Origin of the sequence: Candidatus Accumulibacter phosphatis (genome assembly GCF_000024165.1) — a bacterium.
Taxonomy (GTDB): Bacteria; Pseudomonadota; Gammaproteobacteria; order Burkholderiales; family Rhodocyclaceae; genus Accumulibacter; species Accumulibacter phosphatis.
Genome location: NC_013194.1, coordinates 2,624,280 through 2,639,752, shown reverse-complemented (window position 1 = coordinate 2,639,752; position 15,473 = coordinate 2,624,280). Strand labels below are relative to the sequence as shown.

Annotated in this window: 11 protein-coding genes; 7 read left to right on the top strand and 4 right to left on the bottom strand. The window is 65.2% G+C overall.

Annotated features, from left to right (window positions below; all coding sequences use genetic code 11):
• Window positions 1-54: 54 nt before the first annotated feature.
• A complete protein-coding gene (gene ppk2, locus CAP2UW1_RS11510; protein ID WP_015766786.1) occupies window positions 55-1,323 on the bottom strand; it encodes a polyphosphate kinase 2 in 1,269 nt (422 codons plus the stop codon).
• A 247-nt stretch (window positions 1,324-1,570) separates the two neighbouring features.
• Here ppk2 and CAP2UW1_RS11505 point away from each other — a divergent pair, with 247 nt between their 5' ends.
• From CAP2UW1_RS11505 to CAP2UW1_RS11495, 3 genes are all read left to right on the top strand, one after another.
• Window positions 1,571-2,884 (top strand): ABC transporter substrate-binding protein, encoded by a 1,314-nt coding sequence (locus CAP2UW1_RS11505; protein WP_291913486.1) that lies wholly within the window; start codon window positions 1,571-1,573, stop codon window positions 2,882-2,884.
• A gap of 83 nt (window positions 2,885-2,967) precedes the next feature.
• The gene (locus CAP2UW1_RS11500; protein WP_015766784.1) at window positions 2,968-4,500 is read left to right on the top strand and encodes a DUF2235 domain-containing protein; all 1,533 of its coding nucleotides are present in this window, start codon (window positions 2,968-2,970) and stop codon (window positions 4,498-4,500) included.
• 83 nt (window positions 4,501-4,583) lie between these two features.
• Window positions 4,584-7,520 carry an EAL domain-containing protein gene (locus CAP2UW1_RS11495; protein WP_015766783.1) on the top strand — a complete coding sequence of 979 codons (2,937 nt, stop codon included), beginning with the start codon at window positions 4,584-4,586 and terminating at the stop codon, window positions 7,518-7,520.
• Window positions 7,521-7,548: 28 nt separating this feature from the next.
• Here CAP2UW1_RS11495 and CAP2UW1_RS11490 read toward each other — a convergent pair whose 3' ends face one another.
• Entirely contained in the window at window positions 7,549-9,915 is a 2,367-nt protein-coding gene (locus CAP2UW1_RS11490) for an nSTAND1 domain-containing NTPase (protein ID WP_199931453.1), read from the bottom strand.
• A gap of 233 nt (window positions 9,916-10,148) precedes the next feature.
• Here CAP2UW1_RS11490 and CAP2UW1_RS11485 point away from each other — a divergent pair, with 233 nt between their 5' ends.
• The 4 genes from CAP2UW1_RS11485 to CAP2UW1_RS11470 all read left to right on the top strand — a co-directional run bounded on the left by CAP2UW1_RS11485 (window position 10,149) and on the right by CAP2UW1_RS11470 (window position 13,642).
• Window positions 10,149-10,856, top strand: a complete 708-nt coding sequence (locus CAP2UW1_RS11485) for a glutathione S-transferase family protein (protein ID WP_015766781.1) — start codon at window positions 10,149-10,151, stop codon at window positions 10,854-10,856.
• A gap of 163 nt (window positions 10,857-11,019) precedes the next feature.
• Window positions 11,020-11,568: an inorganic diphosphatase gene (gene ppa / locus CAP2UW1_RS11480; RefSeq protein ID WP_015766780.1), complete on the top strand. Its 549-nt coding sequence runs from the start codon at window positions 11,020-11,022 to the stop codon at window positions 11,566-11,568.
• A 63-nt stretch (window positions 11,569-11,631) separates the two neighbouring features.
• Window positions 11,632-13,242, top strand: coding sequence for an NAD+ synthase (locus tag CAP2UW1_RS11475; RefSeq protein ID WP_015766779.1), 1,611 nt, complete (start codon window positions 11,632-11,634; stop codon window positions 13,240-13,242).
• Window positions 13,243-13,303: 61 nt separating this feature from the next.
• On the top strand, window positions 13,304-13,642 hold the full coding sequence (locus tag CAP2UW1_RS11470) for a P-II family nitrogen regulator (protein WP_015766778.1): 339 nt from the start codon (window positions 13,304-13,306) through the stop codon (window positions 13,640-13,642).
• Between the two features lie 65 nt (window positions 13,643-13,707).
• On the opposite strand, the gene CAP2UW1_RS11465 is transcribed toward CAP2UW1_RS11470, so the two are convergent.
• Window positions 13,708-14,274 (bottom strand): Smr/MutS family protein, encoded by a 567-nt coding sequence (locus CAP2UW1_RS11465; protein ID WP_015766777.1) that lies wholly within the window; start codon window positions 14,272-14,274, stop codon window positions 13,708-13,710.
• A gap of 70 nt (window positions 14,275-14,344) precedes the next feature.
• The gene (gene trxB / locus CAP2UW1_RS11460; protein WP_015766776.1) at window positions 14,345-15,310 is read right to left on the bottom strand and encodes a thioredoxin-disulfide reductase; all 966 of its coding nucleotides are present in this window, start codon (window positions 15,308-15,310) and stop codon (window positions 14,345-14,347) included.
• Window positions 15,311-15,473: the final 163 nt, after the last annotated feature.

Here is a 15,473-nt window from a genome sequence, read left to right as displayed (position 1 = left end):
ACAAGGGGCGCCAGTGGCGCCCCTTGTACCAGTCAGAACGGGAAGGCGTTCGGCCTACAGGATCGGCGTATGCTCGCCGGCCGGCAGGGCGCTGCCGCTGGGTTCGTAGACGACGTGCGGACGACCGACGAGCAGGGGATCGATCGGGCCAATCGCGTCGATATCCTTGCCGGTGTAGTTGAGCTTGTGGAGAACGTAGCGCATCGCGTTCAGGCGCGCCCGCTTCTTGCAGTCGGACTTGATGACGGTCCACGGCGTCTCGGCGGTGTCGGTGTGGAAGAACATCGCCTCCTTGGCCTTGGTGTAATCGTCCCACTTGTCGAGCGACGCCAGGTCGATCGGCGAAAGCTTCCACTGCTTGAGCGGATGCACCTCGCGCTCCTTGAAGCGACGGCGCTGTTCCTTGCGGCTGACCGAGAACCAGAACTTGATCAGGTGGATGCCACTGCGCACCAGGGTACGCTCGACTTCGGGGGTCTGGCGCATGAACTCGGTGTACTCGGTTTCGCTGCAGAAGCCCATGACGCGCTCAACGCCAGCGCGGTTGTACCATGAGCGGTCGCAGAAAACGATTTCGCCGGCAGTCGGCAGGTGCTTGACGTAGCGCTGGAAGTACCACTGGCCACGCTCCAGTTCGCTCGGTTTTTCCAGTGCGACGACGCGGCCGCCACGCGGGTTGAGGTGTTCGGTAAAGCGCTTGATGGCACCACCCTTGCCGGCCGCATCGCGACCTTCGAAGATGATCACCACGCGTTGCCCGGTTTCCTTGATCCAGTTCTGCAGTTTGAGAAGCTCGACCTGCAGGCGGTACTTCTGCTTCTCGTAGGCCCGGCGCGACATCAGGTTGCGGTAGGGGTAGGAATTCGTGTCGCGCCAGCTCGTCGCCAGTTCGTCGTCGGGGCTGGTCGGTGGCTTCGCGGCCGGCGCTTCATCCTTGGCCAGCAAGGCCTTGCGCAACGCCTGCGCGTCATCGGGCGACGCGCCCGTCATGATCGCCTCGAGCGTCTTGGCCAGCGAAGCCGTATCACCGACACTGACATGGGCGATGATGTCACGCAGGGCAACCTTCTTGTGTTCGATCGCCGAACTGGTGGCTTCGGCGACATCATAGGCCTCCATTGCGCTGGGCGTACGTGCCGGAGCAACGTCACCGGCCGAGGCCTTGCGGGGCTGCGCGGCCCGCTGAGCTGCCGACGCTGGGCGCGCCCGGGGGGCACGCCCTGCCGGCTTGGCAGCCGGCGACTCGGCAATGTCGACTGGCGCAGTCCCCGCCGACGCTGTGCTGTCGGCGGAAGATGCGGGCGGCGGCGTTCTCTTGTCCATCTATCTCTCTCCAAGTGGATTTATCGCGTTCTTGCTGATCTGACACCGCTTTCGCAATCCGCGGCAATAGCGATGATAGCGCTGATATGTCAGACAGTTCAATCGCTTGCCGGCCCTTCAACGGTTCTTTTCGGCGTTTATTTGCCTTTTCCTGCGGAAAGCCGGAAAAACCGCCCACGCCCCGCCGGCCAGGGCAAGCGGCGAACCTCACCGATGCGCGGCAGCGACGATACCGCTAACGCAGCAGGTGCTCCGTCCGTCCTCGGCGGTGTTCGTCCTGGCCGGCATTGGCGCCTGTTTCGCGTCGGCACCGGGAACGAGCCTGTCCGCCTCACGTCCAGGACTCCAGTACAATGGCGGCAAGGGCCTGCCGTCACCGGCAGGCGTGGGGGCGGCGCTGACGGAGACGTACATGCGGGAATTGACGACGAAGAACTGGCGCGTGACGAGGCTTGCCGTTATCTGGCCAGGCATCATCGCTCTGCTGGCGCTCGTTTCGCTGGGCCTTCCCGGCTGTACGCCAGCGGAGCCATTGCAGATCGGCTTCCTGGGAGGCCTCTCGGGCCGCGTCGCCGACCTCGGCATCGGCGGGCGCAACGGCGCCATCCTCGCGGTCGAGATGCGCAACCAGCGGGGCGGGATCAACGGTCGGCAGGTCGAGTTGATCGTCGATGACGACCAGCAGGACGCCGAGGTGGCCAGGCAGGCCGTCGCCCGACTGCTCGCCCGCAAGGTCGAGCTGATCATCGGTCCGATGACCAGTGCCATGGCCTTGGCCGTGCTGCCGCAAGTCAATGCGGCCGGGGTTCCACTCATCTCGCCAACGGTGACGACGAATGTACTGACCGGACTCGACGACCAGTTCTTCCGCGTGGTCTCACCCACCGCGGCACATGCGCCAAAATCAGCCGAGTACCATTTTCGGCAACACGGACTGCGCCGGGTGGTGCTGGTCTACGATCTACGCAACAGAGCCTACAGCGAGAGCTGGGCGGGCGATTTCCGCAGCGCCTTCGAGGCGAGGGGCGGCCTGATCGTCGCGGCGATCGGCTTCGATTCGAGCACGACCTTTTCGACCCTGGCGAGCGGCGTACTCACTCACCGACCCGACGGCGTCGTGGTCATCGCCAACTCGATGGACACGGCTCTACTGATCCAGCAACTGCGCATGCGTGACGCGACGGTTCGCATCGCCACCTCGGAATGGGCAGCCACCGAGCGATTGGTCGAACTCGGGGGCCGGGCCGTGGAAGGCGTCGTCGTTGCTCAGTACGTCGACCGCGAGAGCAGCGAGCCGGCGTACCTGCAATTTCACCGCGCCTACCGCGAGCGCTTCGCCCAGGAACCGGGCTTTCCTGGCTTGACCGCCTTCGACGCCACCAACGTGGCCCTCGATGCGCTTGCCAGCAAGTCTGCCGGCCAGACGCTCAAGGAGTCGATTCTGGCGCACGGAAAGTTTGCCGGCGCGCAAACCCCGATCGTTTTCGACGCGAACGGCGACACGCAGCGCGATACCTATCTCTGGGTGATCCGGAATGGCGAGTTCAAGTCCCTGCACTAGCCTCGGCCTGCAATTGGGGAGAGCGCGGCTACCGGCGCTACGTCCGCCGCTCCCCGACACCTTCAACCCGATGGAGAACCGCCATGCCGCGCAATCTCGTCGTCTGCAGTGACGGAACCTGGTGTTCGCCCGAGCAGCAGATGGGCGCCCTGCCCTGCCCAACCAATGTCGTCAAACTCTACAACCTGTGCGTCGCCGACGATCGCCAACTGACCTATTACCATCCGGGCGTGGGCGCCGAAGGCGGCCTTGTCGAGCGTGTTCTCGGGGGTGGCATCGGCCTCGGCCTGAGCCGCAACATCCTCAGTGCCTACCGCTGGCTGTGCGGCAACTACCGGCACGCAGACCGCATCTACCTTTTCGGCTTCAGTCGCGGGGCTTACACGGTGCGCAGCCTCGGCGGCTTCGTCAGCCGCTGCGGCCTGCTGGATCTCGAGGGAATGAGCGAGCGCCAGGCCTGGCAGGCGATCGACAACGCCTACGACCGTGGTTACCGGCAACGCCAGGCCGCCGAACAGTGGGCTAGCGGCTACACCTTCCTGCGCGGCGACCTGCCCGACGATCGGGTCGGCATCCACCTGATCGGCGTCTGGGATACGGTTGGCGCCCTCGGTGTTCCCGATGACCTGCTTGTCCTCGATCAACTGCTGGACGATCCGCAGCGCTACCGCTTTCACGACACCGAACTCAGCGCTGCCGTCCGCCATGGCCGACAGGCCCTGGCCATCGACGAGAAACGGGCGAGCTTCGCGCCGACGCTGTGGACAGATGGCCCGCGTCCGGCCGATGGCAGCCTGAAGCAACTCTGGTTCGCCGGCACGCACAGCGATGTCGGCGGCGGCTATGTCGAATGCGGACTCTCGGACGGAGCACTGCAGTGGATGATCGACGAAGCGACGACACTCGGCCTGCGCACGGCTTCGGCACTCACCAGCCAGTTGGCCCCGGACGCGCGCGGCGTGCTGCACGACTCGACGACCGGAGTATGGTCGCATCTGCGAACCCTGCCGCGCGCCACGCCCCTGTTCGCCGCGGGCAATGTCGGCAAAGCGCTGGCCGCGCAGGCCTGGGAACGGCATCAGCTGCCGCCACTGGCGCAGGCGCCCTACTGGCCGACGCGTGTCATTGGCATCGGCGAGACGGCCCGTCTCACTGTGTACGCCCGCCAGCACTGGAACGTCTGCGGGCTCTACCTTGAGGCAGGGGTGAGCTATGTACTGACCGCGAGCGGCGAGTGGCTCGACAGCAGTATGGCCTGTGGACCTGCCGGTGCAACCGACGGTGGGTTCAACATCGGCGACGTCGCCCGCCTGTTCGGCAATGCGATCGGCGAGGCGGAAGCCGTCTATAAGCGCCTGACCGGCAAACAGGGCGCCGACTGGTGGGGATCACGCCGCCGTGACGAGTTTCCCTGGTTCGCCCTGGTCGGCATGATCGCCAACCAACCCAACATGGATGGCAGCGGTACGGCGATCGAAGGCGAGACCTTCCTGATCGGCGAGGCCTGCTCCTGCACACCACAGCGATCCGGCTACCTTTACTGCTACGCCAACGACGCCTGGAAGTTCTACGGCAACAACCGCGGCCACGTGACGCTCAGCGTCACGCGCGCCTGAGCACCCATGGCTGCGCAGGCCGACAGGTCCAGGGAACTGCTCGCGCCGCCACCCCGCCGAAGCAGCGAACGAAACCGCTAATCATGCCCTCCGTTCCTCCGCACTCATTCTTTCGCGAAGACAACCCCCTGCTATACGTCCTCTACGCCGGGCGCCCCGGCCCGCAAGTCGAACGTGCCCTGGCCGATTGCGCGCCGCATCTGCCACGCCTTCGCTTCGATGTCGTTGAGAGTGAGGCACAGGCACTCGCGCGCCTGTCGGTAGTTGCCGATAGCGGGCCAGTGCCCGACCTGCTGCTGGTCGATTGCCAGTCGCCGGGGCTGAACGCGCCGGCGATCGCCAGGACACTGCGCGGCCGACTCGGCCTCACAGTGCCGATCGTGTTGATCTGCGACGACGACGGTGTTGTCGCCACCGCCGCGCAGCTTGGCCTCAACGACTGCGCCATCACCAGGCGGGACGATCCTGCTTCGCTTGCGGGCGTTATCGAGGATGCCGCGAGGCAGGCGCGGTTCCGCCAGGAAAGCTCGAGCGTGCGCCCCGCGACCACCCATCGGCAACTCGTCCTGTCGGCCGGCCCGACGGTTCTCTACGCATGTGGCGTCGACGGGCAGAGTCTCGTCCCCCTCTGGGTTAGCGACAACATCACGCGCGTGCTGCATTTTTCACCTGCCGAGTGCCTGGCGCCCGACTGGTGGGTCAGCCACGTGCATGACGCAGACCGTGCGCACGTACTGGAGACCTGGCCCCGCCTGCTGGCCGACGGCAGCCTGCTGCAGGAATACCGTTTCCGCGATGGGCAGGGTGTCGTTCGCTGGCTGCGCGACCACAAGCGCCTGCTCTTCGATGCCAACCACCAGCCGCTGGCAGTCGTCGGCAATTGGGATGACGTGACTGCCGGACACGCCCTCGCCGAGCGCCAGCGCCTGCACGCCACGGCCCTGGAGAGCACGCGCGACGGCGTCCTCATTGCCGACCTGACCGGCCGGATCATTTCGGTCAACCCGGCGTTTTCCGAGATGACCGGGTACACCGCCGCCGAGGCGATCGGCAGGAATCCCCGCCTCCTCCAGTCGGGGCGCCACGACCGAGCCTTCTACCAGGCGATGTGGGCGAGCCTGACGCAGGCAGGCCACTGGCAGGGCGAGCTCTGGAACCGCCGCGCCGACGGCGAAATCTACCCGCAATGGGCAACGCTGAGCGTCGTCAAGGATGAGCACGGACAACCGACGCATTACCTGGCTGTGTTCACCGATCTCAGCAAGCTCAAACACCGCGAAGAAGAGCTCGAACACCTCGCGCACTACGACCCGCTCACCGACCTGCCGAATCGCCTGCTGTTGCGCTCGCTGCTGCAACATGCCCTCGAGCGCGCGCAGCGGCAGGGAGGCAAGTCGGCCGTGCTGGTCATCAATCTCGATCAGTTCAAGAACGTCAACGACAGCCTGGGCCACGCTCTCGGGGATGAACTGCTGCTTGGCGTCACTGCCCGCCTCAAGGCGCGGCTGCGTCACGAGGACGTGGTTGGCCGCCTCGGCGCCGACGAGTTCGTTGCCATCCTCGAGGCGAGCCAGGATGCCGAGAACGCTGGGAGTATCGCCGGCGACCTGCTGGCTGCACTGGCTCCGCCTTTTGTCCTCGCCGACGGACACGAGACCTATGCACGCGCCAGCATCGGCATCAGCGTCTTTCCGCAGGATGGGAAGGGCGCCAACGATCTGCTGCGCAGTGCCGACGTGGCAATGCATCGCGCCAAGCAGCGGGGTGGCAACCAATACGCTTTCTATACCGGCGAACTGGGGCATGGAGCGCTGCAGCGACTTGAAATGGAGACTGCCCTGCGCCGGGCGCTGATCCAGGGCGAACTGGTCCTGCATTACCAGCCGAAGCTCGACCTCGCCAGCGGCGTGATCGTCGGCGGCGAGGCACTACTGCGCTGGCAACGACCCGGGTTCGGCCTGGTACCTCCCTACCGATTCATCCCGTTGGCGGAAGAAACCGGCTTGATCGTGCCGATCGGGGCGTGGGTCATCAACGAAACCTGCCGACAGATTCGTGCCTGGGCGGAAGCCGGCCAGCCGTCGGTGATGGTCGCGGTCAATGTCTCGGCGCGCCAGTTCGCGGGTGGTGAACTCGAGGCCGTCCTCGCCACCGCCCTGCGCAAGCATGCTGTCGACCCGCGCATGCTTGGGCTAGAGTTGACCGAAAGCATGCTGATGGCGGCACCCGAGCAGGCCACCGAGCGACTCGACGCCCTCAGGCGCGTCGGCGTCGCAGTGGCCCTCGATGACTTCGGAACCGGCTACTCGAGCCTCAGCTATCTGAGTCGCTTTCCGGTGGACGAACTGAAGATCGACCGTTCGTTCATCACCCATATCGTCAGCGATCCGAAAGCCGCCAACATTGCCACCGCGGTGATCGCCCTGGCACACCGCATGGCATTGAAGGTGGTCGCCGAAGGCGTCGAGACCGAGACCCAACTGAGTTATCTGAGAAAGAACCGCTGCGACCAGATTCAGGGTTACCTGTTCAGCGCACCGGTCCCGGCGGACGAGTTCGCGACTCTGGTGAGCCAGGGAAAGTGCCTGCCGCCGACCCAGGCACACGGCGAATCGCACACGCTGCTGCTGGTGGACGACAAGCCGCACGCCCTGTCCGCCCTTCGCCGAGCCTTGCGCGCACAGGGCTACCGAGTCCTCGCCACGGGCTGCCCGCACGAGGGGCTGAACCTGCTGGCCGGCAACGACGTCCAGGTCATCGTTGCTGCACAACGCATGTTGCCGATGCAGGGCACGGACTTTCTGACGCGCGTCAGGCTGCTCCACCCCGATACGGTGCGCATCGTCATGGCCGGCTACAGCGAACTCGAGTCGATTGTCGATGCCGTCAATCAGGGAGCCGTCTACAGGTTTCTGACCAAACCCTGGGAAGAGAACCAGTTGCGCGGGCACATCCGCGACGCCTTCGACTACTACGAAGCAATCGTCAGACCACGCACCGTCCGTGGCGGCTTGCCGTGATGGCCCCGACGCTGGCGTGGACGCACGCCTAATCGACCGGCGGCGCCAGCACGACGCGGAAGCCGATGTCGCCATCGCGATCGTCGGGCGGGAAGTACTCGCGTTTGGCGGTGCGCAGGTCGGCCGGATAGTCGAGCCACGAACCACCGCGCATGGCGCGCGGCCTGGCGCCGCCGATTTGCGTGGTGCCCGGTGCATCGTACTCGTTCACACACCATTCCCAAACGTTGCCAGCCAGATCGGCGACCAGCGAGCCGTCGGGACTGCCGGAGGGATACATGCCGACGGCCATCGTCCTGCCGATGCCGCTCTCATGACTGTTGGCACGCATCGGGTTCCAGTCGTCACCCCACGGGTACTTTCGCCTGGCCGCGCCCGACTGGCCAAGCCATTGCCATTCCCACTCGGTGGGCAGACGGATGATCGCCGGTGAGCTCAGCTGCAACTTCTCGTTCAACCAGCGACAGAAGGCGACCGCATCGCTCCAGCAGACATTGATCGCGGGATAGTTGTGGAAACCCCAGCGAATCTCACCCGGCAGTTTTCGCTGTGTCAGCTTTCTCCACCAGCGCCGGTCGCGGTAGCCGTCATCGGCGTTGACGAAGGCGTTGTACTGCTGCCAGGTGATCGGATATCGGGAGACGTGCAGCGAACCGACGGGGAAGACCTGTCTGCCCTTGCCTTCGAGGGTGACTTCGCCGGCCGGCACGGCAATCCACGCCATCTCCGGGAGGCCGTTGGCGGCCAACCCGACACCGCGCCGAGGATCGCCCATCTGGTTGAGTCGCAGGCCGATCTCTTCGCGCCGGTGATGCGCTGTCTCGTCACTGGCCAGCTCTTCGAGCAGGGCCAGCGGCTCGGGCTGCAGGAAACGCCGCAGGCCTTTCTCCAGAGTGTGCTCGAGCGCCTGCCAGGCGAGAATTCCGGGATCGTCGAAATCGGGATCGGCGAGAGTCGGGCGATTGCTGAGCTCGAGCAAGGCAAGCAGCGCCGGCTTCTGGCGCTCCCAGCTCCAGGCGAGCACCTCGGCACTCCGGCCTTGAGCGCCGGTAACCGGCGTCTCTTCGTGCGCGCAGGCCTGCTGCCAGTCCCTCGCCGCCTGTTTCGCCTGCCGGCGCAGCGTCAGACTGTCGCGATAGCGGTCGCACCATTGCCGCAGACGCGGCCAATGGATCAGCAGCATCTCGTGTGCCAGTTCCACGTGCCGGTCGTCAGGGTCGGCCAGAAAGCCCTGGCTGCGCAACGCATCGACCAGTCGGCCGACCAGCGGATCCTCGCGTAGCGGCCCGATCTCGACCGTGCGGCGCGTCGGCAGTCCGTCGATCACCGTCGCCAGCTCGGCAAACAGGCGCGCGCAGGCGGGTTCGAGTTCCGGCTCACCGGCGATCAAGCGTTCGATCGCCGCGGCAGCGCTCTCGACGACGGTCTCCAGCCCGCCCATGCGCTCGTAGGCTCCCAGCGTCAGCCCCGCCTCGGGATCGCGCTGCTCGAAGAGCCTCTCGAGAGTCAGGGCGATCAGCGGCAGGGCACCGCGCGTAGCGCTGGCCGCCGACACCAGTGTCGCGACCAGTTCGGCCTGTACCGGCACGCCGCTGGCTTCGGCCGGTCCGGTGATGATCGCGTGCAGCCGCGCTTCCCCCCTGATCGGTTCAAGAGCAACCAGCGACGCCCGGAAAAGGTCTTCACCAAGCCACTCCATCAGCCGGCCAGTGAATTCGCTGCGCAGCGTCAGAATCACATACAGGCGCTTGCTCTCGAGCAAGGCGCCGATGAGACTACGAAAGCGAAGCGCGCCCGCCGGCGAAGTACGGGTGAACAACTCCTCGAACTGGTCGACCAGCAGGACCAACGGGCGACCGGGTTCTCCCAGGAAGTGTTCGATGGCGACGGCCAGGCGATCCTGCAACGGATCGGCCTGCTCTGCATCGGGCGTCGCGTCGAGCACCTGCCGCAGCGCCGCGAGGCACTGACGACCGCGCAGTTCGGGGTCTGCCGGCTGCTCGCGACCGAGCATCTCGGCGAGTTGTCGACAGGGGTCCGCCTGCGGTTCGCAGCGCCGATAGCAGAACTCCCCGAGGATCCCGCCAAGCCGCGGGACCACACCGGCCGCGACCAGCGAGGATTTGCCGGTGCCCGAGCGACCGACAATGCTGAGCAACGGCGTCTCGGCGAGGCGCGCGACTACCCGGTCGATGTCTTCGTCACGCCCGAAGAAAAAGCTGTGCTCCTCCGGCCTGAAGGCCGCCAGCCCAGGATAGGGATTAGCAAGGGTTCTCGTCGGCACGGCGGCGGTCTCGCGCCGTCCGCCGTGCTCTCCGCCGTGCCCTGCGCCGGGCACCGCCGCCGGCGCGCGGGAGTGCTTGGCGGGGCTGGGTGGCGCAGTCATGGAATTCATTCGAGAGCGAGCCTCCGGCGACATCCTGCGACGATGATAGACCGAAAGCACGGCAGGCGGAAGGCGCTCGCCGTGCAGGCTCGGCGGCGCCCGGGTCAGTCCGCGCACCAGCTTCTGCGTTTGGCAGGCGAACGCCCGGCGACGGCCGTTGTCAGAGAGCCAGTGCATGATCGTACTCCGCCAGCCGGCAGCCGCACGCCGACACGTCCATCCCTCGTCAAGACACCTTGCCAATGATCGACCTGTACACCGCCGCCACTCCGAACGGACACAAGATCTCGATTGCCCTCGAGGAACTCGCCCTCCCCTACACGCTGCATGCGCTGGACCTGGCAAGCGGCGAGCAAAAGGAGCCATGGTTCCTGGCGATCAACCCGAACGGTCGAATACCGGCGATCGTCGATCGCGCCGAGGATGACTTCGCCGTCTTCGAGTCCGGCGCCATCCTGCTCTACCTCGCCGAAAAGACCGGACGATTGCTGCCGCACGACGCTAGGGGTCGCTCGCGCGTTGCGCAGTGGTTGATGTTCCAGATGGGCGGCATTGGCCCGATGATGGGCCAGGCCAATGTCTTCTTTCGCTACTTCCCGGAGAAGATCCAGCCCGCAATCGACCGCTATCAGGGCGAGTGCCGGCGACTGTTTCGGGTGCTCGACGGCCATCTCAGGGACCACGAATACCTCGCCGGCGACTACTCGATCGCCGACATTGCCAACTGGGCCTGGGTGCGTACGCATCGCTGGTCCGGGGTCGATATCGACGACCTGCCGCGCCTCGGGCGCTGGCGTGACCAGATCCGTTCCCGGCCGGCAGTCCAGAAGGGGATAGCGGCGCCGCCATCGGCCATCGACCGCGACGCGGACGACGAACAGGCGCAGAAGTTCGCCGCAGAGGCGCGCCGGATGGTCGAGATGGGCCAGTCACGCGCGGGCGGCAGCTGAGGCCACCGGCCGCCGCTGCCGCAAGGCAGTTCGGCCGCAAATCGTTGCTGGCCGCTGCACGGGGCCCATCAAGCTGTTCGCCTCGCCCGGGCAATCGCTGTGACCCGAGCAACGATAGGCGGTTATAATCGGCTTTCCCGCAACCAGTAGAGAGATCACGAACATGGGTCTAGATCGCGTGCCCTCCGGCAAGTCGCTCCCCAATGACTTCAACGTCATCATCGAGATTCCGATGCACGCGGACCCGGTGAAGTATGAGGTGGACAAGGATAGCGGAGCCGTCTTTGTCGATCGTTTCATGTCGACCGCCATGCACTACCCCTGCAACTATGGTTATATACCGCACACCATCGCTGGCGATGGTGACCCGGTCGATGTGCTGGTGGTGACCCAGTTCGCGCTGCCACCCGGGGTCGTCGTGCGTTGCCGACCGATCGGCCTGCTGGCGATGGAAGACGAAGCGGGGCCGGATGGCAAGCTCCTGGCCGTCCCGGTCGATAGCCTGACGCCGATGTACCGTGACATGGAAACGCCGCGCGATTTTCCCCAGGTCATCCTCGACCAGATCGCCCACTTCTTTGCTCATTACAAGGATCTCGAACGCGGCAAGTTCGTCAAGGTCGCCGGCTGGCTGGGTAGCGAGGAGGCCAAAAAGGAGATCATGGAGGGCGTGCAGCGCTACGCCGATGCCAAGGACAAGCCGGCTTTCTGAGCGGTTTTTTCGTCACGCTGATCGAGGGGCGCGCGAGCGCCCCTTTCGCTAGTGGTCGCGCCCATGCCTTTGAAGATTGCCATTGCCCAGATCAACGCCACGGTCGGCGACTTCGCCGGCAACGCGCAGCGGATCCTCGATTTTGCCGAACGCGCTCGCGCGCAGGGGGCCGACCTCCTGCTGACGCCGGAGCTGTCGCTCTGCGGCTATCCCCCCGAAGACCTGCTGCTGCGCGACGATTTCTGCGCCGCTTGCGAGCATGAACTCGCTCTGCTGGCCAGCCGCGTCGCCGGTATCGCGGTGCTTGTCGGCCACCCCGAAAAGCGTGCTGCGCACTGCTACAACGCCGCCACGCTGATCACCGACGGCACGCGTGTCGCCACGTATTACAAGCAGCGCCTGCCCAGCTACGAGGTGTTCGACGAAGAGCGCTATTTCGACTCCGGCGAAGGTCCGTGCGTACTGACACTGAAGGGCGTTCGCTGCGGGGTGAACATCTGCGCCGATGTCTGGGAAGCCGGTGCCGCAGATCTCGCCCGGAACGCCGGCGCCGAGGTGCTACTGGTCCTCAACGCCTCTCCCTATCACATCGGCAAACGCGAGCGGCGTACCGAGGTGCTGCGCCAACGTATCGCCAGCACCGGTTTGCCAGTCGTCTATGCGAATCTGGCCGGTGGTCAGGACGAACTGGTCTTCGATGGCGGGTCATTCGTTCTCGACTCGCGCGGGACGCTCTGCTGCCAGTTGCCGCAGTTCGAGGAGGCGCTGGGCATCGTCGATTTCGTCGACGGCGAGCCGCAGGCGGCGGCGATCGCCCCCGCCCCCTGCCTCGAGGCCGAGGTTTACCAGGCGCTGGTTCTCGGTGTGCGCGACTACCTCGGCAAGAACGGTTTCCCCGGCGCCATCATCGGCCTCTCCGGCGGCATCGACTCGGCGCTGACGCTGTGCATCGCCGTCGATGCCCTGGGCGCTGACAAGGTGCGGGCAGTAATGATGCCCTCCCCCTACACGGCCGAGCTCAGCCTCGCCGAATCGCGTGAAATGGTTCGCCTGCTCGGCATTCGTTATGACGAAATCGCCATCGAACCGGCCATGCAGACTTTTGCCGCGATGCTGGAACAACAGTTCGCCGGCTTGCCGGCCGACACCACCGAGGAAAACCTGCAGGCCAGGATCCGTGGCATGATCCTGATGGCGATCTCGAACAAGACCGGTTCGCTGGTGCTGACCACCGGCAACAAGTCGGAGATGGCCGTCGGTTATTGCACGCTCTACGGTGACATGGCCGGCGGTTTCGCGGTCATCAAGGACATTGCCAAGACACTAGTCTACCGCCTGTCCCGCTGGCGCAACACACGCTCGTATGCGATCCCCGAGCGGATCATCAGCCGCCCGCCATCCGCCGAGTTGAAGCCCGACCAGACCGACCAGGACAGTCTGCCGCCCTACGAGGTGCTCGACGCCATCGTCGAGGCCTACATGGAGAAGGATCTCAGCCCGCGCCAGATCATTGCCCAGGGCCATGCCGAAGCCGATGTGCGCCGCGTCGTGCATCTGCTCAAGATCAGCGAGTACAAGAGACGGCAGGCGCCGGTCGGTATCCGCGTCACACAGCGTGGATTCGGCAAGGATTGGCGCTATCCGATCACCAATCGCTACCGCGACCTGTACTGATCACTTGTCGATGCCTGATTTCTGATACGATTTCTTTACGATCTTTACCGGAGCCAAGGCCATGAAAAAAATTGAAGCCATCATCAAACCATTCAAGCTCGACGAAGTGCGCGAAGCGCTGTCCGAGATCGGCGTCACCGGCCTGACCGTTACCGAGGTCAAGGGGTTTGGTCGCCAGAAGGGTCACACCGAGCTCTATCGCGGTGCTGAATATGTTGTTGATTTCCTGCCCAAGGTCAAGATCGAAATTGTCGTTGCCGATAGTGCGGTCGACGGCGCCATCGACGCGATCGTCAAGGCGGCGCGCACCGGAAAAATCGGCGACGGCAAGATCTTCGTCACGACTGTCGAGCAGGTGGTGCGCATACGCACCGGCGAAACCGACGAGTCGGCGATCTGATCCGCCGCCAGGTCGCGCGATCCACCACGACCGGCCCGCCCCGACAGGCCCTAGCCCAACGCGGCCTAGCGGCGCGGCGACCTGCTGTCAGCCTTGAGCAGGACCCACAGGGCACCGTCGCCGCCGTCGCTGGGCGGCGCGTGACAGAAAGCCAGGACATCCTGACAGCGAGCCAACCAGGCTTTGACCAGTTGCCGCAGCACCGATTCACGACCTGGCGAGCCGTGCCCGCGACCATGCACTATGCGCACGCAGCGCTTGCCGGCACTGCGCGTGTCGGCGAGAAACTGCGTCACCTCGGCGTGCGCCTGGTGGCGGTTCATGCCGTGCAGGTCGACGTGATCCTGGATGCTCCAGCGACCACGCCGCAGGTCGCGCAGCAGTGCCCGCGGCAGGCCACTGCGCAGGAACGAGTCCGCCCCCCCAAGGTCGAGCCAGTCATCGATGGCCAGGGGTGCATGCAGCAGTTCGGCAATGACCGCCGCTTCGTCCAGCTGCCGCTGACGCGGCTGTGGGCTGGGCTTCGGCCCCTCGAAGCTGACCCGGTTGGCCCGCCGCAACGGCGTCGCGCCGGCCACGGCGGCGCGAAAAGCGTCCACATCTTCGGCGTTGGCTTGCTGTCGTGATTTCATGGCAGTTCGCGGTGCTCATCCCGTCAGGCGGCACATCCCGGTGGCCGAGAGGCCGCTGCGCCAAACCGTTTCAGCCCGCCAGGCCGAGGCTGTCGAGGTAACGCTCGGCATCGAGCGCCGCCATGCAGCCACTACCGGCCGACGTGCAGGCCTGACGGTAGATGTGATCCTGTACGTCGCCGGCAGCAAAAACGCCGGCAATCGAGGTTGCCGTCGCATTGCCGTGCCGCCCGCCCTGGGTAAGCAGATAACCCCCTTCCATGGCGAGTTGGCCGGCGAACAGGTCGGTGTTCGGTTTGTGACCGATGGCGATGAAAACGCCCATCAGCGAAAGGTCCTCCGTGGCATCGGTGAGCTTGTTCCTGATGCGCATGCCGGTGACGCCGGACGAATCGCCGAGCACCTCCTCAAGCAGGCAGTTCCAGCGGATCGTCACCTTGCCGGCCTTTTCCCTTGCGAACAGCTTGTCCTGCAGGATTTTTTCGCTACGCAGCTTGTCTCGGCGGTGCACGAGGGTGACATGGCTGGCGATGTTGGCGAGGTACAGCGCTTCCTCGACTGCCGTGTTGCCACCGCCAATGACCGCGACCGGCTGGTTGCGATAGAAGAAACCGTCACAGGTTGCACAGGCGGAAACGCCGCGCCCGGAGTATGCCTCCTCGGAAGGAAGTCCGAGGTACTGGGCCGACGCGCCGGTGGCGATGATCAACGCGTCACAGGTGTACGTCGCGGAGTCGCCGATCAGCGTGAACGGCCTTTGTGCAAGCTGGGCCGTATGAATGTGCTCGAAGATGATCTCGGTCTCGAAGCGGCGCGCATGCTCCTCGAAGCGCTGCATCAGTTCGGGTCCCTGTACGCCCTTCGCGTCCGCGGGCCAGTTGTCCACGTCGGTGGTGGTCATCAACTGGCCACCCTGCGCCATACCGGTGATCAACACCGGCTGCAGGTTGGCACGCGCCGCGTAGACGGCGGCGGTATAGCCGGCAGGTCCCGATCCGAGGATCAGCAGGCGGCAGTGACGGGTGGCTGGGGTCATCTCGATTTGCTCTGGTAGTGGGTCATGGAAAAATTATAACCGGCAACGCCGACGCCTCCGGCGCCAACTTTGTTCCGTGCTTGCTTCGGAAACCTGCAAAGTGCCTTATAATCGCCGCGCAAGCCCTTGATAGAAATCATTTCACTTGACGAAAGAAGGCCTC